The following is a 20,005-nucleotide window of genomic DNA, read 5'->3' on the forward strand; positions in this document are numbered from 1 at the left end:
GCCCGATACTTTTTTTGGCGGCGGGCTCAAGCATCGGGATTTTTCTGTCGATACCTTTCCATGCGCTCAATTGGCACGGTCAGCGAAGACCTGTCCGGCCAGTGTCTGAGGTGACCGATTTCCGGATTCGACAACAACGCAAGGAAGAAGCAAATGGCAGTAGTAAATGGAACGAGTGAAGCGGATGTTCTGTTGGGCACCGATGACAATGACGAACTCCATGGACTGGAGTCCGACGATCAACTGCTGGCCAGTGCGGGATCCGACCTGCTCGACGGTGGTGAAGGTTTTGACACGGCAAACTATTACGCAATGGGGTCGGGTGTCAGCGTCGAGTTTGGCACCGGTGCGGCAACGGTCGCAGGGTCTGACGGCAAGGTCGATACGCTGGTGTCGGTGGAGAAGGTGGCCGGCAGTTACCACAACGACACGTTCACCGTTTCGGTAGGCGGGGTGACGCTGGACGGCAGCGGCGGTGATGATCTGTACATCGTCGACGCCGAAGGCGTGACCCTCGTTGAAGAAAACTACGGTGGCTACGACGAACTGCGCATCAGCCTCAACATGATCAAGATGGATCCGTTCATCGAGAAGCTGACCTTTACCGGTACCGGCGATTTCAAGGTTTACGGCAACGCCAGTGATAACGAGATCATCGGCGGTGCGGGCAATGACTGGCTGTGGGGCGGCGCCGGTGCCGACCACTTTGTCGGTGGTGATGGCTACGATACGGTCAGCTACAGCGACAGTCTCGAGGGCGTGCGCGTCGAAGACTTTACCAACTACGACGGACTGACCATTGCCTACGGCGATACCTTTACCGGTATCGAGGCGATTCAGGGCTCGGGGTTCGATGATGTGATTTATCGCCATCAAGGCTCGATGGTCATCGATGGTGCCGACGGTCATGACACCGTGAATTATCGTTACGCGTTCGATGTTGCCAACGTTGTAATCGGCGGTGGCACCAATGCTGCGGGCGATACGTTGCTTGGCGTGGAAGAGGTCATCGGCTCCACCGGTGCTGACCGCTTCACCGTGAACACCAGCGGTGTGACGGTCGCAGGCGGTCACGGTGATGACATTTATGTGGTCAACAGCGCCGGCGTGACGGTCGAGGAAGACGACAGTTTCATGGGCGGAACCGATCACGTGTTCACCAGCCTTTCGGAACTGAAGCTGAGTGCTTTCGTGGAAAACCTGACCTATACCGGCACTGCAGACTTCACCGGCTACGGTAATGACGAAGTCAACACCATCATCTCCGGTGCCGGCAATGACGTGTTGCTGGGCGGGGCAGGTGGCGACCGTTTCGAAGGCGGCGCCGGAATCGACATCGTCAGTTACGACGACAGCACTGAAGGCCTGAGCGCCTCTCTGAACTGGGGGCCGCAGAGCGGGATTGCGCTCTACGATGTCTACATCGATATCGAAGGCCTGCGCGGCAGCCAGTACAACGATTCTTTGCAAGGCAATTCGGACGACAACACCCTTGAGGGCGGGGCCGGCGACGACCAGATTACCGGTGGCGATGGCAATGACCATATCTACGGCGGCCTGGCATCCGGTGTGGATAAACCCGGGCAGTCCGACACTCTGTCGGGCGGCGCGGGGGATGATGTCATCGTCGGTGCCAGCAATGATCTGTTCACCTGGGCCAGTGGTGATGACGGCAACGACACCATCACGCTGGGCCGGGGCATGGCCTTTGGCGGTGAAGGCAACGATGTGCTGACCGCTACGGGCAGCAACTATGTGCTGAACGGTGATGGCGGGAATGATCTGCTGATTCTCAATCTTGCCGGCCAGTCGTACGCCGGCGGCAGCGCCTACGGCGGCCAGGGTGACGACACTTACGTGGTCAACACCAGCGGCCTGGTTACGATTCAGGATTACGGGCTGGACATCAACGACACCCTGATCCTCAACACCATCACCAACGCCAGCCAGTTGAACGTCACCCGCATCGGCGATGACGCCTACCTGCACAGCGCCAACAATGGCAGCAGCGGTGTGCCAGACAACGGCGTGAAACTGGCGGGGTGGTATGCCGGGTTCAACAACATCGAGCACCTGCAGACTGCCGACGGCCAGGTCTATGACCTGCCGGCGACTGTCGATGGCTTCGCCCTGTTTGGCTGATCGCTCAATCTGTTGATGCAGCGCAATGAAAGGGATGAATCCGCTGCTGGATTCATCCCTTTTTTCATGCCTCGCGGCGCACCTGACGCAGCGCTCGCGGAGCTGGCGCGTTTCCTGCAAGTCCCCCTCAAATCGCCATAAAACGAGCGCTCGCGGTCATCGCAGCGGCGCCGCAGGCGGCAAAAGGGTTAGCCAGACGGCCCGCATCGCTCAACAAAGCCATGCGCAGCCCGGTGACGAACGAGAGGGGAGACGATGAAGGCAGTTATTTTGGCGGGTGGCCTCGGCACGCGCATCAGTGAAGAGTCGCACCTCAAGCCCAAGCCCATGATCGAGATCGGCGGCAAGCCAATTCTCTGGCACATCATGAAGCAGTATTCCGCCCACGGAATCCACGACTTCGTGATTTGCCTGGGCTACAAGGGCTATGCGATCAAGGACTTCTTCGCCAACTACTTCCTGCACACCTCCGACGTCACGTTCGACATGCGCAACAACCGCATGGACGTGCACCAGAACTACAGCGAGCCGTGGAGCGTCACCCTGATCGACACCGGCGAGGAAACCATGACCGGTGGCCGTCTGCTGCGTGCCGGCCGCTACCTCAAGGATGAAGAAGCGTTCTGCTTCACCTACGGCGACGGCGTTTCCGACATCAACATTGCTCAACTCGTCGATTACCACAAAGCCCACGGTCGTCTGGCCACCGTCACCGCGGTGCAGCCGCCGGGACGTTACGGCGCCCTCGAGCGACAAGGTGATCAGGTACTGGGTTTCACCGAAAAACCGCGTGGTGATGGCGGCTGGATCAACGGCGGCTTTTTCGTGCTGTCGCCCAAAGTCCTGTCCTACATCGCTGGCGATGACACCACCTGGGAAGCCGAGCCGCTGGCGCGTCTGGCAGAGGATGAACAGCTGAACGCCTTCGAACACGAAGGCTTCTGGCATCCGATGGACACCCTGCGCGACAAGAACCACCTTGAAGCGCTGTGGCAGAGCGGGGAGGCCCCATGGAAGCAATGGGCCTGAGTGTGGATTTCTGGCGCGGCAAGCGTGTACTGGTCACCGGTCACACCGGTTTCAAAGGCAGTTGGCTGACCCTGTGGCTGCAAAGCCTCGGCGCGCAAGTCAGCGGTTTTTCGCTGGATCCGTCGACCGAACCGAGCCTGTATGAATTGGCGCGGGTTCATGAAGGGATCAACGATCAGCGCGGTGATCTGCGCGATCTCGGCGCGCTGCTGGAGATCATCGCCGACACCGAGCCGGAGATCGTCCTGCATCTGGCTGCGCAGCCGCTGGTGCGTGAAGGCTATCGCGATCCGCTGGGCACTTACTCCAGCAACGTCATGGGCACGCTGAACCTGCTCGAAGCGATTCGTCAGGTCGGTTGCGTGCGCGCCTGCGTGCTGGTGACCACCGACAAGGTCTACGCCAACAAGGAATGGCTGTGGCCGTACCGCGAGGACGAAGCCCTCGGCGGGCACGATCCTTACAGCAGCAGCAAGGCCTGCTGTGAACTGTTGGCGCAGTCTTATGCAGCGTCGTTTTTTCCGGCTGACAAGTACGCCGAGCATGGCCTGGCCCTGGCTACCGCGCGCGCCGGCAACGTGCTGGGCGGCGGTGACTTCGCCCCTGAACGCCTGATTCCCGACGTGCTCAAGGCCTGGACTGCAGACGAACCGGTGACCCTGCGTTATCCGCAAGCCGTGCGCCCGTGGCAACACGCGCTGGAGCCGCTGGCCGGTTACCTGCAACTGGCTGCCGGCCTCTACGAACACGGCCCGGAATACGCCGGGGCGTGGAACTTCGGCCCGGGCGAGGCGGACATGTGCAGCGTCGGCGAAGTGGTCGAGCTGCTTGCCAACCGCTGGCCGCAGGCACGTGGTTTGCGCATCGAAAAAAGCGAACTGCACGAGGCCGGTCTGTTGCGTCTGGACAGCAGCCGCGCCCGTCAGGTGCTGGGCTGGCAGCCACGCTGGACCTTGCAGCAATGCCTGACCCAGACCCTCGACTGGCATCTGGCGTGGCAGAACGGCGATGACATGCGCAACGTCACTCTCGGCCAACTGAACCTGTACCGAGGCGCGCTGTGAGCGAGTTTTCCTTGAAACAATTGCCGCTGGCCGGGTTGTTCAGCGTCCAGCACAAACGCTTTGAAGATCAGCGCGGGCATTTCGCCCGGCTGTTCTGCGAAGGCAGCCTGGGCGCATTCGGCAGCGAGTTTCATATCCGCCAGATCAACCATTCCTGCACCCGCGAGAAGGGCAGTGTGCGTGGTCTGCATTATCAGAATGCCAACGCCCCGGAAGCCAAGCTGATCACCTGCCTGCGTGGTGAAGTGTGGGATGTGGCGGTGGATCTGCGTCCTGATTCCGAAACCTTTCTGCACTGGCACGCCGAGCATCTCAAGGCCGGCGACGGTCGCAGCCTGTTGATTCCGGCCGGTTTCGCCCACGGTTTTCAGACCCTGACCGACGACGCCGAACTGCTTTACCTGCACAGCGCCGACTATGCCCCGGAGCATGAGAGCGGTTTGTCGGTGAACGATCCACGGCTGGCGATTACCTGGCCGTTGCCTGTCAATAATTTGTCAGCGCGTGATTCCAGCCATCCCGCGCTTGATCAACACTTTGCTGGAGTGCGTCTATGAACTGCCGTGGGTGCGCCGCACCGCTGAGCCTGCCGCTGATCGACCTCGGCACCTCGCCACCGTCCAATGCCTACGTGCATGCCGATCAGCTGGAGCAGGCCGAGCAATGGGTGCCGCTCAAAGTTGCCGTGTGCCAGCAGTGCTGGCTGGTGCAGACCGAGGATTACACCCGCGCCGACAGCCTGTTCGACGCCGAGTACGCCTACTTCAGTTCGTTCTCCAGCACCTGGCTGGCCCATGCCGAGCGTTATGTCGCCGAGATGGTCGAGCGCTTTGACTTGAACGCCGACAGCCGTGTGGTCGAAATCGCCGCCAACGACGGTTACCTGCTGCAGTACGTCGCTGCTCGCGGCATTGCGTGCTTGGGTGTCGAGCCGACCCGCAGCACCGCGCAAGCGGCGCGGGAAAAGGGCCTGCAGATTCGTGAAGTGTTCTTCGGTCGCGACAGCGCAGCACAGCTCAAAAGCGAAGGCTGGGGTGCCGACCTGATGGCCGCCAACAATGTGCTCGCGCATGTGCCGGACATCAATGATTTCCTCGGTGGTTTCGCCACGCTGCTCAAGCCGACCGGCGTCGCTACTTTCGAATTTCCGCAACTGCTGACACTGATGGCCGGCGCGCAGTTCGACACCCTGTATCACGAACACTATTCCTACCTGTCGCTGACCGCGGTGCAGACGCTGTGCGAGCGCAATGGTCTGGAAGTGTTCGACGTCAGTCAGTTGAGCACTCACGGCGGTTCGCTGCGGGTGTTCGTGCAACGCCAGGACGGAGAGCGTCGTGCGGTGCAGCCGGCGGTGCAGCAACAGCTGCAGGCGGAACTGGATGCCGGGGTAAAAACCCCTGAGTACTACGCGACCCTCGCGCCGGCTGCCGAACGCATCAAACATGAACTGCTGCGCTTCCTGTTGCAGGCCAAGGCCGACGGCAAGCGTGTGGTCGGTTACGGCGCGGCGGCCAAGGGCAACACCTTGCTCAACTACGCCGGGGTCAAATCCGACCTGCTGGCGTGGGTGGCCGATGCCAATCCGCACAAGCAGGGCAAGTTCCTGCCGGGCAGTCGTATCCCGATTGTCGCGCCGGCGCAGATCGACATCGAAAAACCGGACTACGTGCTGGTGCTGCCTTGGAATCTGCTGCACGAAGTCAGTCAGCAACTGGCGCAGGTGCGTCAGTGGGACGGGCGCTTCGTGATCGCCGTGCCTGAGATGAAAGTCCTGTGAAAGTTCTGGTCACCGGGGCCACGGGCTTCGTCGGTCGGCATCTGGTCGCGGCGTTGCTCGCCCGTGGCTGCGCCGTGCGCGCGGTGGCGCGCAATACAGACACGGCTGCGAGCATGCCGTGGATCAACGACGTCGAATTCGTCGCGGCGGATATTCATGCGCCGACGCTGGACATTGCGGCGCTCACCGACGGCGTCGATGTCCTCGCGCACCTGGCCTGGCCGGGGCTGCCGAACTATCGGGCGCTGTTCCATTTCGAGCACAACCTGATGGCCGACTACCGCTTTATCAAAAGCGCGGTCGAGGCGGGTGTGGCGCAAGTCCTGGTGACTGGCACCTGCTTCGAGTACGGCATGCAAAGCGGCCCGCTCGGCGAAAGCGTCGAGCCGCGGCCGAGCAATCCTTACGGTCTGGCCAAACACACGCTGCACCTGTTCTTGCAAAATCTGCAGCAGGAAAAACCGTTCACCTTGCAGTGGGCGCGCCTGTTCTATCTGCATGGTCAAGGGCAAAACCCCAACAGCCTGCTGGCGGCGCTGGACCGGGCGATCGATGCCGGGGAAACGTCGTTCAACATGTCCGGCGGAGAGCAACTGCGGGACTTTTTGCCGATCGCCAGCGCCGCGGATTACCTCGCCACGATCGTCCATCAGCGCGATTTCAACGGCGTGATCAATTGCGCCAGTGGCCAACCGGTATCGGTGCGCGCACTGGTTGAACAACGGCTGCGCGAGCGCGGTGCGGCACTGAATCTGAACCTCGGCCATTACCCTTATCCGACCCATGAACCGATGGCGTTCTGGGCCGTGACCGAGCGTTTGCAACAGCTACTGGGAGAGCTGCAATGAGGCACGAGTTGTATCGGGTCACTGACCTGCCGGTGTTGCAGAACCGCACCTTTGCCGACCCGGAGTCGGCAAAAGCCTCGGCCAGCGCCGACATGCTGCTGGTGCAGGATGAGCGCAGCGGCCTGATCTTCAACGCTGCGTTCGATGCCGACAAGCTCAGCTATGACGCCGACTATCAAAACGAGCAGGCCCATTCGGGCCAGTTCCAGAAGCACCTGAGCGACGTCGAAGGCATCATCGCCAAACACTTCAAGGGCCAGGAGCTGATCGAAGTCGGCTGCGGCAAGGGCTACTTCCTTGAGCTGCTCAAAGGCCTCGGTTATTCGATCACCGGGATTGATCCGGCCTACGAAGGCGAAAACGCCGACGTAATCAAGGCGCCGTTCACCCGAGGTCTCGGCCTGGCGGCGGACGCCATCGTGCTGCGTCATGTGCTGGAACACATTGAAGACCCGGTCAGCTTCCTGTCGGTGATCGCCGAAGCCAATCAGGGCGGGCAGATCTACATCGAAGTGCCGTGCTTCGACTGGATCCTCGAGCACAAGGCCTGGTTCGACCTGTTCTACGAGCACGTCAATTATTTCCGCCTCGATGACCTGCGCCGGATGTTCGGCACCGTGCACGAGGCCGGCCACCTGTTTGGCGGCCAATACCTGTACATCGTCGCCGACCTGTCGACATTGCGCCTGACCCCGGAGCAACCGGTGCCACGCCTGACGCTGCCGGACGGTTTCACCGCGAGCCTTGAGCGCGCGGTGCAGATCATTCAGTCCGCACCCGAGCAGGGTTCGGCGATCTGGGGCGCGTCGTCCAAAGGCGTGATCTATTCGCTGTTCCTGCAACGTGCGGGTGTCGCGGTGGATCGCGTGGTGGATATCAACCCGGCCAAGCAGGGGCGTTATCTGCCGCTGAGTGGCGCGCGGGTGTCCTCGCCGCAAGAGGCCATGGATGCCTTGCCCGAAGGCGCCCACCTGTTTGTGATGAATTCCAATTACCTCGAAGAGATCAAGCGGATGACCGGTGGACGCTACGTCTATCACGCCGTCGACAGCGCTTCGTTCCAGTGACCATTGAGACTTTGAACATGACCGACAACAGCATCAACCAAGCTTTCGAAGCCGAGTGCCGCGAGCAGATCGCCCAGCAGGGCGACGACCAGAAACTGACTGGCCTGGCCCGTGATTTCTTCAACGAATCGGCCAAACACAAGTACAGCTACCACTTCTCGTGGATGGGCCGCCCGATCATCCAGCTGCCGCAGGACATGATGGCGATGCAGGAGATCATCTGGCAGGTCAAGCCGGATCTGGTCATCGAGTGCGGCATCGCCCACGGCGGTTCGATCATCTACTACGCCTCCCTGCTGGAACTGCAAGGTCACGGCGAAGTGCTGGGCATCGACCTCGACATCCGCCCGCACAACCGTGAAGCGATCGAGAGCCACCCGATGGCGAAGCGCATCAAGATGATCGAAGGCTCGAGCATCGACCCGGCCATTGCCGCTCAGGTGCAGGCTGCGGCCAAGGGCAAGAAGGTCATTCTGGTGCTCGACTCCAACCACACCCACGACCACGTGCTCGAAGAGCTGCGCCTGTATGCGCCGCTGGTCTCGGTCGACAGCTACTGCGTGGTGATGGACACCGTGGTCGAAGACATGCCGGCCGATTTCTTCCCGGACCGTCCATGGGGCCCGGGTGACAACCCGAAAACCGCGGTGTGGAAGTACCTGGAAGAGAACCAGGACTTCGAGATCGACCAGCAGTTGCAGAACAAGCTGCTGATCACCGTGGCGCCGGACGGCTATCTGCGCCGCGTTCGTTAATTCGCAACACCCCCAAAGCGTTATCTCGGCGAGTCGCCGGTTGTGGAGAGAAGTTATGCAAGGCAAGTACAGTTCTGAACTGGCGCTACCGCTCAACGAGCTGTTGACCGTGGTGCTGATTACTCACAATCGGCCGGCGTTCCTGCGCCGGGCGGTGAAGTATTACAGCAGCTTGCCCTGCCGGATCATGGTGCTCGACTCGACGGTCGAGCGGCCTGAAGGGGATTTTTCCGCCGTCGATTATCACCATGTGCCGCAGTTCGCCTACTGGGGCATGCAGGCCAAACTGGCTTATGGTGTGGAGCAACTGACCACGCCGTACATGGTGCTGGCCGCCGATGATGACTTCATCCTGCACGATTCGCTGACCGAGTCCGTCAACTTCCTGCAGGCGAATCAGGACTACGGCATGTGCCACGGCTATTGCCTGATGTACCTGTCTCTGGCCCATGGCGTGAACTACTACCGTCGTGACAAGAAAGTCCAGGAAGACTATTCGTCCGAGCGGGCGCAGGATCGTGTCATTGATTACATGAGCCAGTACATTCCGCCGTTCTACGCGGTGACCCGTACTGACCTGATGAAAAACTGGCATTCGGCGTTACCGCCGGGTACCAATTTCCAGTGGCAGGAAATTGGTCACGTCTATTACCTGCTGGCGAGTGCCAAGGCACGCATCCTGCCGATGCCTTATGTGGTACGCGAGATCAACTACGGTGTCTCCGAGCACAATACCGATGTGTATCACTCGCTGACCTACGCCGACGGCAAATCGGTCGCCGAACGAGAAGCCTTTGCCGAGTTTCTTGCCTCCCTGCCAACGGCGATTCAAGGGCTTGATGCCGGACAGCTCAAGGCGTTTGCCCTGCAGAGTTTCGAGGCCATGGCCGACAGCTTGAAGACTGGGCGCGCGCTGACTGCAGAACTGATTTTCGAATCCACCTGGAACCAGAACCTCAGGCATCCGGATCGTCGTTTTGGCCCGTTGCAGTACGTCGAGATGCCGTTCTACAACCAGCCGTTCTTTGATCGTCTGGAGCAGTTCGAATTCATGCTGCACGCCATGCCCGCCGGCCGTATGCAACTGGAAGGACTTGAAGGCATATGGACGCGTCAGGCGCACTTGCTGCAGGCGCGCAACAACGATACCCCGGAAAGTGTGGTTGATCGCTTGTGGCAGGCGCACGACCTCAATGCTTTCAACCAGACAGTCGTCAAACGCCTTGCCGCGCATCTCAACGATATGGGTGAAGACGAAGCCGCCCAGTCGGTGCACGAATGGATTGCTCGGCTTGAAGCGCTGACGGTTGAAGATAATCAGGCAGTCTTCGAAAAAATGAAGTCCGGTCGCCTGCTGCAGTGGCTGGCCGCGCGTGAGCCGTCGGCGCAACAGGTCGAGTCGATCACTCGACATCTGTCGGCCAATGACGGGGGGCCGCAGTTCGGCATTTTCCTGCTGGATCTGGATGACCAGATCGACAAGGTGCAGGTCTCGCTCGACAGTCTGCTCGAGGGGCACTGCAAAGCGTTCAAGATTGTGGTGTTCACCACGGGCGAACCGCCGGTAGCGACCACCGCGCAAAACACCCTGCACTTCGTGCGCGTCACTCAGAGCAACTACGTCGACAAGTTGAATCAGAGTGCTCAGCAGTCAGCGTGCGACTGGCTGCTGCTGGCGCAAGCGGGCGACGAGTTCACCGCTGGCGGCTTGTTGCGGGCCAGTCTGGAACTGATGTCCGCCGAGGGTGTACGCGCTGTTGCCACCGATGAGATCCAGCGCAAGGAAAACGGGGCGCTGGTCGACGTCTTCCGCCCGGGCTTCAATCTGGATCTGCTGCAAAGCGTTCCAGCGCTGATGGCGCGTCATTGGTTGATTCGCCGCGAAGTGTTGCTCGAGGCCGGTGGTTATCAGGCCGACTTCAGCAAGGCGCTGGAACTGGATCTGTTGCTGCGCATCATCGAGCAGGGCGGCATTGGCGGCCTGGCGCACCTCGACGAGCCACTGCTGATCACCCAGGCCTCGGTACTGGAAGAGAATGCCCACGAACGTCAGGCGCTGCTGCGTCACCTGACCAATCGCGGATACAAGGCCAGGGTCACCTCGGCGACGCCCGGTACCTATCAGATTGATTACCGTCACGCCGAACAGCCGCTGGTGTCGATCATTGTGCCAGCCATCGACGACCTGCCGGCACTGCGTCGCTGCCTGGAAGGCGTGTTGCTCAGAACCCGTTACAGTCGCTATGAAGTGCTGATTGCAGCGAATCCGAATCAGTCGGCCGAGGTCAATGACTGGCTGGGCACGCTGCGTAACCCTAAAGTCAATGTGCTGCGTGCCGATCAGCCGCTTGGCGAGACGGCGCTGTACAACGCCGCCAGCGAGCAGGCGCAGGGTGAATATCTGGTGCTGTTGGCCGCTGACAGCGAAATCGTCAATCCGAACTGGATCGACTCGTTACTCAATCACGCACAGCGTCCGGAAGTGGCTATCGTCGGTGCCAAACTCGTCGATCGTGACGGCAAGATCGCCCATGCCGGCTTGATTCTTGGTCTGAACGATGGCGTGGGTTCGCCTTTCATCGGCGAAAAACACGCCGCTGAAGGTTACATGCAGCGTCTGGCGGTCGAGCAAAACTATTCGGCGGTGTCGAAGGTGTGCCTGATGATCCGCAAAGAGCTGTTCAACGCACTGGGCGGTCTGGACGAAGCGACGTTCGCCGATGGCTTCAGCGATATCGATCTGTGCCTCAAGGCCGGTGATGCGGGTTACCTCATTGTGTGGACGCCGCTGGTGCAGGTTGTGCATCCGGGCCTCTTGCCGCAAGCGCCATCAGCTTTGGCTGCATTGCGTGAGAAGTGGGGCGGCGCCTTTGCGCAGGACAGTGCCTATAACGCCAACCTGTCCCTCATCGGCAAAGGTTTTACCTTGGGTGAAAGCACGCCGGTCAACTGGGTGCAGTTACTCGCTTGAGTGCGTCGGTAAAGGAACAGGAATCAGTAAATGTTCAACGGTAAATCGGTCTTCATTCCAGCCAGCATGGGATCGCTCGGTCGCAAGTGTGTCGCACGTTCTACCGTGACGCCGTGCGCCGACATGGCCAGCTCGCGCGGCGGGGTGATGGCGTATTTCTGCAAGCCGGATACCGATCTGTACGCGGAGCTCTCGACATGATTCCTTACGGTAGACAGAACGTCGATGAGGCGGATATCGAAGCAGTGGTAGCGGTGCTGCAATCGGATGGGGTAACCCAAGGGGGGGCGATCGAAAGCTTCGAACGTGCAGATATCGATGCGGTAGTGGCGGTGCTGCAATCGGACTGGTTGACCCAGGGACCGACCATCGAACGTTTCGAGCGGGCCATGGCTGAACGCTGCCAGGCCGACTTTGCCGTGGCCGTGTGCAACGCCACGGCAGCGCTGCACATTGCCTGCCTGGCGGCGGGACTGGGCCCTGGCGATCGCTTGTGGACGACGCCGAATACCTTTCTGGCTTCGGCCAATTGCGGGCGTTACTGCGGCGCCGACATCGACTTCGTGGACATCGACCCGCTGACCTGGAACCTTGACGCCGAGGTGCTGGCCAGCAAACTCCAGGTCGCTGAGCGTGACGGCTTGCTGCCGAAGGTACTGGTCGCGGTGGCTTTTGCCGGGCAGAGCTGCGACATGCGGCGCATTGCGCAACTGGCGCAGCGTTATGGTTTTACGGTGATTGAGGATGCCTCCCACGCGGTCGGAGCCTCCTACGCGGGGCGCCCGGTGGGTTGCAGTGAGTTTGCAGCGATGACCGTGTTCAGTTTCCACCCGGTGAAAATCATCACCAGCGCCGAGGGCGGAATGGTGCTGACCAATCGAGCGGAGCTGGCCGAGCGCTTGCAACGCCTGCGTTGCCATGGCATGACCCGTGATCCGGCGCAGATGATCGGGTCAACCCACGGCCCTTGGTATTACCAGCAGGTCGAGCTTGGCTTCAATTACCGGATCACCGACCTGCAGGCGGCGTTGGGCCTGTCCCAGATGAGCCGGCTAGATGATTTCGTCAGTCGCCGTCGCGAGCTGGCGGCGCGGTACGAGCGATTGCTGGCGTACTTGCCGGTGACGTTACCCAGCACGCAGGCGGAAGCGGATTCGGCCTGGCATCTGTACGTGATCCGCCTGCAGACCGAACGAATCAGCCGTACTCATCGCCAGGTGTTCGAAGGTATGCGTGCGGCGGGTATTGGCGTGAACCTGCACTACATTCCACTGCACCTGCAGCCGTATTATCGCGACCTCGGGTTCGCCGAAGGCGACTTCCCCGAAGCCGAGCGTTATTACGCCGAGGCGATCAGCCTGCCGCTGTACCCGTTGCTCAGTGACGAGCAGCAGGATCAGGTGGTCGAGCAATTGCGCCGGCTGATTGAATAAATCCCGCTGCGGCGGTGAATGAGACTGTGTAATGCGTGATCTGAGTGAGCAGGAAAAATTCTGGCAGGGCGATTTTGGCAACCAGTACGTGGATCGCAACGTCGGGCAGCCGTTGGTGGCGGCCAACCTGGCGTTGTTCGCCAAGGCCCTGAGCCGCACCGGGCGCATCGACAGTGTGGTTGAACTGGGCACCAATGCCGGCAACAACCTGCAGGCGCTGCATCAACTGCTGCCGCACAGTGAGTTGTTCGGCGTCGAGATCAACCAAAGCGCCTGCGCTCAGGCGCGGGCACTGGGCATCGCGCAGATCTGGCAAGGCTCGCTGTTCGACTTTCCGCGCGAGCGCAGTTATGACCTGACCCTGAGCAAAGGCGTGCTGATTCATCTGGCGCCGGAGCTGCTGCCGACCGCCTATGCGCAGTTGTATGCGTTGAGCCAGCGCTACATCCTGATCGCCGAGTACTACAATCCGGCGCCGGTGGAAGTCTCCTATCGCGGCAACAGCGGCAAGCTGTTCAAGCGCGATTTCGCCGGGGAAATGCTCGACCGTTATGCCGATCTGCACTTGCTCGATTATGGCTTTGGTTATCACCGTGACCCGCAATTTCCGGTGGACGACATCACCTGGTTCCTGCTGGAAAAACGTCCTTGAACAGCGTTGCAATCATCCCGGCCCGTGGCGGAAGCAAGCGCATCCCGCGCAAGAATCTGCTGGCGTTCGACGGCGTGCCGATGATCGTTCGCTCGATCCGTACGGCGCTCGACAGTGGCCTGTTCGAACAGGTCGTGGTCAGTACCGATGACGCCGACATTGCCGAGCTGGCGCTGGCCCACGGTGCGCAAGTGCCGTTCCTGCGCCCGGCCGAACTGGCAGACGATTTCACCGGCACCGCTGCGGTGATCGAGCATGCCTTGCAGCAACTGCCGGCCTTCGATTACGCCTGCTGCGTGTACGCCACGGCGCCGTTGTTGCAGGCGCGATTTCTGCGGCAAGGATTTGAGCTGCTGCAGCAGCACCCGGACAAAGCCTTTGCGTTCTCCGTGTGCAGCTTTGGTTTCCCCGTGCAGCGAGCGCTGACGGTGGACGGGCAGGGCGCATTGACTGCGTTGTATCCGGAATTTCGCAACACCCGCTCGCAGGATCTGCCTGAAGCTTTTCAGGACGCCGGCCAGTTCTACTGGGGCCGTAGCGAGGCGTGGTTGCGCGGCGAGGTGTTGTATTCAAGCGCCAGCCTGCCGGTAATTGTGCCGCGGCATCTGGTGCAGGACATCGATACGCTGGAAGACTGGAAGCGCGCCGAGTACCTGTACGCCGCGCTCAAGGCCGGCGGAGAGCTGCAATGAGAGTGCTGATCCGCGCTGACGCTTCGCCAGCCATCGGCAGTGGCCACATTGCCCGCTGCCTGACGCTGGCGCGAGTGCTGCGCAAGCAGGGCAGTCATGTCGCGTTTGCCTGCCGGCGGTTGCCAGGGCATCGGCTCGATGCCTTGGCTGCCGAAGGTTTCGAGACCTTCGCCTTGCCGGACGTCTACCCCGACGAAGACCCGCAGCAAGCCATCGAATCGATGCTGCCGTGGCAGGCGGATATCGAGGCGCTGGATGCCTTGCTGGCAGGTCACGCCGCATTCGACTGGATCATTGCCGACCACTACGGTCTCGATCATCAGTGGCAGACCGCCGCCCGGCGTTGGGCGCCTCGGATCGCGGCGGTGGACGATCTCGCCACCCGCCGTTACAGCGTTGATCTGCTGCTCAATCAGAACCTGTCCGGTCTCAGCGAAAACTATGCGCCGTTGCTGCCCGCCGATTGCCGCACCTTGCTCGGCCCGCGCTACGCCATGCTGCGCGAAGAGTTCGTCTGCCCGGCCATTGCGATCAAACCCAAGGCGCGGCGGGTGCTGGTGAATTTCGGTGGTTTCGACGCGGCGATGCAGACTCATCACGCGATGTTGGCACTGAAGGATTTTACTGAGCTGGAAGTGGATTTCGTCGCCGGTGCAGACAATCCTGCGTGGGCGCAAATGCAGGCACTGGCCGCAACACGGCCGCATTGGCGCCTGCACAGTTTCGTCAGCGATTTCCAGCAACGCATGACCGCGGCCGATCTGTTTATCGGCGCCGGTGGCGGCACCAGTTGGGAGCGTGCAGCCCTCGGCCTGCCGACGATCTGCATCGCGGTATCGAACAACCAGCAAGCCAACGGCGAAGTCATGGCCGCGGCGGGGGCGCATGTGTTCATGGGCGCCCGCGAGCAGGTCAGCGTCGAACAACTGCGCGACGCCATCGGTTTTGTCGTCGACAATTTCTATCTGCGCCAGAGTCTGGCCGAGCGTTCACGGCAGCTGGTCGATGGGCGCGGTGCGTTGCGCGTGGCGGCGGCGCTGGCCGGTGCAGTGCTCACGCTGCGCCCGGCGACCCTCGATGATGCGCAGTTGCTGTTCGACGGGCGCAATGCCGAGGCTGTGCGGCGCTGGTCACTGGACACGGCTGCAATCGAATGGCCGCAGCACCTGAACTGGCTCAATGCGAGCCTACGCAACCCGCAGCGCCTGCTGTTGATTGCCGAGGCCGATGACGGCGCGGTCGGCGTCTTGCGTTATGACTTGCGCGGCTTTGAGGCTGAAGTGTCGCTTTATCTGCTGGAAGACCGGCTGGGTCTCGGCTGGGGCAGGGCGCTGCTGGCGCGAGGTGAGGCGTTCGTCCGCGAGCACTGGCCGCAGATGACCGCCATCACCGCTCAGGTCCTGCCGGGCAATCGCCCCTCTTTGAATGTGTTTCGTGACGCCGGATTCACTCAGAGTGCCTGCGCGTTCACCAAGGTTTTGAAGGATCACCGCGATGAGTAGTTTCAAGATTGGCGAGCGTCTGATCGGTGCCGATGCGCCACCGTTCATCATTGCCGAGATGAGTGGCAACCATAACCAGTCACTCGATGTCGCCCTGCAAATCGTCGAGGCCGCCGCCAAGGCAGGCGCGCATGCCTTGAAGTTGCAGACTTACACTGCGCAGACCATGACCCTGGATCTGGCCGAGGGTGAGTTTTTCATCAAGGATCCGAATAGCCTGTGGGCCGGCACTTCGCTGTACGACCTGTACGAGAAGGCCCACACCCCGTGGCAGTGGCACGCGCCGATTTTTGCCCGGGCCAAAGCGTTGGGCATGCTCGCGTTCTCGACGCCGTTCGATGACACAGCGGTGGACTTTCTCGAAAGCCTCGATGTGCCGGCTTACAAGATCGCCAGTTTCGAAAACACCGATCTGCCATTGATCCGCCGTGTGGCCGCGACTGGCAAACCGCTGATCATCTCCACCGGCATGGCCAGCATCGCCGAGCTCGACGAAACCGTGCGCGCCGCCCGTGAGGCGGGGTGCAAGGACCTGGTGCTGCTCAAATGCACCAGCACCTACCCGGCGACCCCGCTCAACAGCAATGTGCGCACGATCCCGCATCTGCGTGAACTGTTCGGTTGCGAGGTCGGGCTGTCCGATCACTCCATGGGCGTTGGCGTGTCCGTGGCCGCCGTGGCATTTGGGGCGACGGTGGTGGAGAAGCACTTCACTCTCGACCGTTCGGCAGGTGGGGTCGATGCCAGTTTCTCGCTGGAGCCGGCGGAACTGGCCAGCCTGGTGGTGGAAACCGAACGTGCCTGGCAGGCCATGGGCCAGGTGCATTATGGCGTCACCGAGGCCGAGCGCAAGTCGCTGGTCTATCGCCGTTCGCTGTACGTCACTGCCGACATGGCGGCCGGTGAAGCCTTTTCCGGGGACAATCTGCGCGCCATTCGCCCTGGTCTCGGTCTGCCGCCCAAGCACACCGATGCCGTCCTCGGTCGCCGCGCTCGCCAGGCGATCAAACGTGGCACGCCGCTGGACTGGTCGTTGGTCGAATAACCCGATCTGCACCCGATTCGGCAAAATAGCGTGACCTGCGAGTCATAACGCGCATCTTCACTGTATTGTATTGACCGGGGAGATGGCGCCTGGCCGTGTAATCGGTTCCAGTGATAGCCCTTTGCGCTCCCCGTGGCTGCCCTTTGTGGCGGCCGTTTTCTGTTTGTCGGCGCCCCTCGAATCCTTGCGAGCGGTGGTTTTGGGCTGTTTTTTATTGGGAAGCCGTAATGATTGGCATAAAAAGCATTGCGAGCTACGTTCCTGTAGCCGGCGTGGACAATTACGCACAAGGTGCAAAATTCGAGAAGGATGAAGAGTTCATCCTCGGTAAAATCGGCTCTGCCTTCCTGCCGCGCAAAGACGCTGAGCAGGAAACCTCCGATCTGTGCGTGGAAGCGGCCAATGCGCTGTTTGCCAGCAACCCTGAACTGAAGCGTGAATCGATCGACGCACTGATCGTCGTCACCCAGAACGGTGACGAAGAAGGTCTGCCGCACACCGCTGCCATCGTCCAGGACAAGCTCGGTCTGCCGACTCATGTCGCGGCGTTCGATATTTCCCTGGGCTGCTCCGGTTACGTCTACGGCATCTACGCGATCAAGGGCTTCATGGAAGCCGCCGGCCTGAAGAACGGCCTGCTGATCACCGCTGACCCGTATTCGAAAATCGTCGACCCGGAAGACCGCAACACCACCATGCTGTTCGGCGATGCCGCCACGGCGACCTGGATGGGTGAAGACCCGGCCTGGGCGCTGGGCAAGGCCAAGTTCGGCACCGACGGATCCGGCGCGCCACACCTGAAAGTCACTGATGGCGTGTTCTTCATGAACGGCCGTCAGGTGTTCAACTTCGCATTGCTCAAAGTCCCGGCGCACTTGCACGAACTGCTCGACGACTCCGGCCTCAAGGCTGACGACATCGACGCCTTCTGCATTCACCAGGGCAGTGCGGCGATCGTCGATGCGGTGGCGCGGCGTTTCGAAGGCGAGCCGGAGAAGTTCATCAAGGACATGGTCGAGACCGGCAACACGGTGTCGTCGAGCATCCCGCTGCTGCTGGAAAAACACGTACTCGATTCCGACTGGCAGCGCATTGCCCTGAGCGGGTTCGGCGTTGGTCTGTCGTGGGGCTCGGCGATCATCTATCGTCCTTGAGTCGGTCAAAAACGGCGGATACAAAAATAGCGTTCAAGGTTACCCTTGAGCGCTATTTTTTTGCCCGAACGAAACGCGAGGCGTCATGAGCGAGTTTTTCCAACCCAACGCCCAGGTCATCCAGCAACGCTGGCCGGCGTTGTTCGAGCGGTTGATGGCGGAAGATACCTCGGTCGTTCATGCCGAGCTGGTGCAGGGATTGGGCTCGACGCTCAGCGTCAATGGCATTCAACTGACCAGTCGCCACGACCGCGTCCACGAAGCCCGACTCCAGGCCGCCAGCCTGGCGCAAAAACCACAGTTGCATGTCTATGGCACAGGCCTCGGTGATCTGCCAACGGTGCTGCTGGAGCGTGCTGGCCTTGAGCAGTTGTACGTGCATGTCCTCAATGGCGCGTTGTTCGCGCTGGTGCTGCAACTGCTCGATCAACGGCAATGGCTGGAAGATCCGCGCGTGCAGCTGTTCTATGCCGGTGATCTGTCAGACATCTGCACACCGTTTTTCGCCTTGCCGGCCGAGATGCTGCTGGCTGATGACTTCAACGCGAAGATCCGCGATCGGCTGGTCAGCGAAGTGCACCTGAGCTTCAACAATCGTGAATTCGATCCACATTTGCCGTTCATTCAGCAGCGTCTGCAGGACTGTTTGCCGGTGTTGCTGGGCGATGATGATGTGGCGCAATTGTTCGGGACTGCCCTTGGCCGGGAGATTTATGTGATCGGCACGGGCCCGACACTGGAGCAGCATTACGAGCGACTGGCAGTAATTCGCGAGAAAGCCGGACGTGCGCTGTTCATTTGTGTCGATACCGCTTACCGGCCGTTGCGCGAGCACGGCATCGTTCCGGACTTGGTGGTGAGTATCGATCAGCGTATTGGCTTTCAGCATTTGCCGGTCGAAGCCTCCGATGGAATCCCGCTGGTATACCTGCCGATGAGCGACCCTGTTTTGCTGCGTGCCTGGAAGGGCAAGCGTTACGGCGGTTACTCGGCCAGCCCTGTGTATGCCGCGTTGCGTGAGCAATATCCCCGGGCTTTGTTGCACGTGGGCGGCAGCGTTATTCATCCGGCGGTAGACCTGGCAGTGCACATGGGCGCTGCGCGCATCACCTTGTTCGGTGCCGACTTCGCGTTCCCGATGAACAAGACTCACGCCGGCTGGGAGGATGGTGATCTCGGGCCATCGGTGAGCGAGGCGCGACACTGGGTTCGCGACGGATTCGGCCAACGGGTCAGTACGCAGCTGAACTTCCGCGGTTATCTGTGTGTACTGGAGCGCTACATCGCCGCGCATCCGCACGTGCAATTTTTCAACAGCAGCCGGGCGGGCGCAATGATCGCCGGGACGCAGTTCAATCAGGAGTTCGTGCAATGACGGCGATTGAAAAATGCTTCGACGAATGCCGTCAGTGCGCCGGGCTGTTTCGTCTGGGGCGTGATGTCGAGGCGGCGCTGGATATGGTCGAGGTGATCGAGAGCGCGCAACAGTTGCTGATGGCTGCGCCTGCGCCGATTCAGCAGGAGTGGGCCTTTGTACTCACGCACATGCTCGATTGTCAGGAACGTCAGGATTGGTTGGGGCTGGCTGACTGGATGGAGTACGAGCTGATTGAAGTGTTGCAAAAAGCACGATCGGCAAAGTGAGCGACCGCACTGGCCCGCGGCTTTACGCGCGGGTCGGTTTTATGGCGTCATTTTTTCGCAGGTGGGAGGGCGCTAAGCCCTTGTTTTCTCGGGGGTGGCAGGGTGATGGCAAAATTTTTTCAAAAAGCCCTCAAGCAACCTGCCAACCCGACGATAACTATTACGAAGGTTCTCTAGGCCATTCCAGGCGGTTGCCAGGGCCGGAAGCCGCAGTACCCAACCAACGA

18 protein-coding genes are annotated in these 20,005 nt (G+C 60.8%); all 18 read left to right on the top strand.

Annotated features, from left to right (window positions below; translation table 11 throughout):
• The first annotated feature begins 153 nt into the window (after positions 1–153).
• The 18 genes from ACS4NR_RS02050 (at position 154) to ACS4NR_RS02135 (ending at position 19,778) form a co-directional block, all read left to right on the top strand.
• Positions 154–2,142, top strand: coding sequence for a calcium-binding protein (locus ACS4NR_RS02050; RefSeq protein WP_456018975.1), 1,989 nt, complete (start codon positions 154–156; stop codon positions 2,140–2,142).
• A 255-nt stretch (positions 2,143–2,397) separates the two neighbouring features.
• Complete coding sequence (gene rfbF, locus ACS4NR_RS02055; RefSeq protein WP_456018976.1) at positions 2,398–3,171, top strand: glucose-1-phosphate cytidylyltransferase; 774 nt, start codon at positions 2,398–2,400, stop codon at positions 3,169–3,171.
• A complete protein-coding gene (rfbG, locus tag ACS4NR_RS02060; RefSeq protein ID WP_456018977.1) occupies positions 3,153–4,235 on the top strand; it encodes a CDP-glucose 4,6-dehydratase in 1,083 nt (360 codons plus the stop codon). The genes rfbF and rfbG overlap by 19 nt, the downstream gene beginning before the upstream one ends.
• Positions 4,232–4,792 (top strand): dTDP-4-dehydrorhamnose 3,5-epimerase, encoded by a 561-nt coding sequence (gene rfbC / locus ACS4NR_RS02065; protein ID WP_456018978.1) that lies wholly within the window; start codon positions 4,232–4,234, stop codon positions 4,790–4,792. The genes rfbG and rfbC overlap by 4 nt, the downstream gene beginning before the upstream one ends.
• A complete protein-coding gene (locus tag ACS4NR_RS02070) occupies positions 4,789–6,015 on the top strand; it encodes a methyltransferase domain-containing protein (RefSeq protein ID WP_456018979.1) in 1,227 nt (408 codons plus the stop codon). The genes rfbC and ACS4NR_RS02070 overlap by 4 nt, the downstream gene beginning before the upstream one ends.
• A complete protein-coding gene (locus ACS4NR_RS02075) occupies positions 6,012–6,863 on the top strand; it encodes an NAD-dependent epimerase/dehydratase family protein (RefSeq protein ID WP_456018980.1) in 852 nt (283 codons plus the stop codon). Before ACS4NR_RS02070 ends, ACS4NR_RS02075 begins: the two co-directional genes overlap by 4 nt.
• Positions 6,860–7,930: a class I SAM-dependent methyltransferase gene (locus tag ACS4NR_RS02080; RefSeq protein ID WP_456018981.1), complete on the top strand. Its 1,071-nt coding sequence runs from the start codon at positions 6,860–6,862 to the stop codon at positions 7,928–7,930. Before ACS4NR_RS02075 ends, ACS4NR_RS02080 begins: the two co-directional genes overlap by 4 nt.
• Positions 7,931–7,947: 17 nt before the next feature.
• Positions 7,948–8,685 (top strand): cephalosporin hydroxylase family protein, encoded by a 738-nt coding sequence (locus ACS4NR_RS02085; protein ID WP_027614220.1) that lies wholly within the window; start codon positions 7,948–7,950, stop codon positions 8,683–8,685.
• A 55-nt stretch (positions 8,686–8,740) separates the two neighbouring features.
• Entirely contained in the window at positions 8,741–11,656 is a 2,916-nt protein-coding gene (locus tag ACS4NR_RS02090; protein WP_456018982.1) for a glycosyltransferase family 2 protein, read from the top strand.
• Between the two features lie 30 nt (positions 11,657–11,686).
• On the top strand, positions 11,687–11,857 hold the full coding sequence (locus ACS4NR_RS02095; protein WP_456018983.1) for a hypothetical protein: 171 nt from the start codon (positions 11,687–11,689) through the stop codon (positions 11,855–11,857).
• A complete protein-coding gene (gene pseC / locus ACS4NR_RS02100; protein WP_456018984.1) occupies positions 11,854–13,089 on the top strand; it encodes a UDP-4-amino-4,6-dideoxy-N-acetyl-beta-L-altrosamine transaminase in 1,236 nt (411 codons plus the stop codon). The genes ACS4NR_RS02095 and pseC overlap by 4 nt, the downstream gene beginning before the upstream one ends.
• Before the next feature lie 31 nt (positions 13,090–13,120).
• Complete coding sequence (locus ACS4NR_RS02105) at positions 13,121–13,741, top strand: pseudaminic acid biosynthesis-associated methylase (protein WP_456018985.1); 621 nt, start codon at positions 13,121–13,123, stop codon at positions 13,739–13,741.
• A complete protein-coding gene (gene pseF / locus ACS4NR_RS02110; protein ID WP_456018986.1) occupies positions 13,738–14,433 on the top strand; it encodes a pseudaminic acid cytidylyltransferase in 696 nt (231 codons plus the stop codon). Before ACS4NR_RS02105 ends, pseF begins: the two co-directional genes overlap by 4 nt.
• Entirely contained in the window at positions 14,430–15,935 is a 1,506-nt protein-coding gene (gene pseG, locus ACS4NR_RS02115; protein WP_456018988.1) for a UDP-2,4-diacetamido-2,4,6-trideoxy-beta-L-altropyranose hydrolase, read from the top strand. Before pseF ends, pseG begins: the two co-directional genes overlap by 4 nt.
• Positions 15,928–16,980, top strand: coding sequence for a pseudaminic acid synthase (gene pseI, locus ACS4NR_RS02120; protein ID WP_456018989.1), 1,053 nt, complete (start codon positions 15,928–15,930; stop codon positions 16,978–16,980). Before pseG ends, pseI begins: the two co-directional genes overlap by 8 nt.
• 227 nt (positions 16,981–17,207) lie before the next feature.
• Positions 17,208–18,134, top strand: coding sequence for a ketoacyl-ACP synthase III (locus ACS4NR_RS02125; protein WP_456018990.1), 927 nt, complete (start codon positions 17,208–17,210; stop codon positions 18,132–18,134).
• A gap of 85 nt (positions 18,135–18,219) precedes the next feature.
• Entirely contained in the window at positions 18,220–19,509 is a 1,290-nt protein-coding gene (locus ACS4NR_RS02130; protein ID WP_456018991.1) for a motility associated factor glycosyltransferase family protein, read from the top strand.
• A complete protein-coding gene (locus ACS4NR_RS02135) occupies positions 19,506–19,778 on the top strand; it encodes a hypothetical protein (RefSeq protein WP_456018992.1) in 273 nt (90 codons plus the stop codon). The genes ACS4NR_RS02130 and ACS4NR_RS02135 overlap by 4 nt, the downstream gene beginning before the upstream one ends.
• Positions 19,779–20,005 lie beyond the last annotated feature (227 nt).

It is taken from the genome of Pseudomonas sp. JQ36 (genome assembly GCF_053851495.1).

Coding starts and splice junctions, on each gene's coding strand:
- rfbF (WP_456018976.1), top strand. CDS start 2,398: ATGAAGGCAGTTATTTTGGCGGGTGGCCTCGGCACGCGCATCAGTGAA.
- ACS4NR_RS02050 (WP_456018975.1), top strand. CDS start 154: ATGGCAGTAGTAAATGGAACGAGTGAAGCGGATGTTCTGTTGGGCACC.
- rfbG (WP_456018977.1), top strand. CDS start 3,153: ATGGAAGCAATGGGCCTGAGTGTGGATTTCTGGCGCGGCAAGCGTGTA.
- ACS4NR_RS02070 (WP_456018979.1), top strand. CDS start 4,789: ATGAACTGCCGTGGGTGCGCCGCACCGCTGAGCCTGCCGCTGATCGAC.
- pseC (WP_456018984.1), top strand. CDS start 11,854: ATGATTCCTTACGGTAGACAGAACGTCGATGAGGCGGATATCGAAGCA.
- ACS4NR_RS02130 (WP_456018991.1), top strand. CDS start 18,220: ATGAGCGAGTTTTTCCAACCCAACGCCCAGGTCATCCAGCAACGCTGG.
- pseI (WP_456018989.1), top strand. CDS start 15,928: ATGAGTAGTTTCAAGATTGGCGAGCGTCTGATCGGTGCCGATGCGCCA.
- ACS4NR_RS02105 (WP_456018985.1), top strand. CDS start 13,121: ATGCGTGATCTGAGTGAGCAGGAAAAATTCTGGCAGGGCGATTTTGGC.
- ACS4NR_RS02095 (WP_456018983.1), top strand. CDS start 11,687: ATGTTCAACGGTAAATCGGTCTTCATTCCAGCCAGCATGGGATCGCTC.
- ACS4NR_RS02125 (WP_456018990.1), top strand. CDS start 17,208: ATGATTGGCATAAAAAGCATTGCGAGCTACGTTCCTGTAGCCGGCGTG.
- ACS4NR_RS02085 (WP_027614220.1), top strand. CDS start 7,948: ATGACCGACAACAGCATCAACCAAGCTTTCGAAGCCGAGTGCCGCGAG.
- pseG (WP_456018988.1), top strand. CDS start 14,430: ATGAGAGTGCTGATCCGCGCTGACGCTTCGCCAGCCATCGGCAGTGGC.
- ACS4NR_RS02135 (WP_456018992.1), top strand. CDS start 19,506: ATGACGGCGATTGAAAAATGCTTCGACGAATGCCGTCAGTGCGCCGGG.
- ACS4NR_RS02080 (WP_456018981.1), top strand. CDS start 6,860: ATGAGGCACGAGTTGTATCGGGTCACTGACCTGCCGGTGTTGCAGAAC.
- ACS4NR_RS02090 (WP_456018982.1), top strand. CDS start 8,741: ATGCAAGGCAAGTACAGTTCTGAACTGGCGCTACCGCTCAACGAGCTG.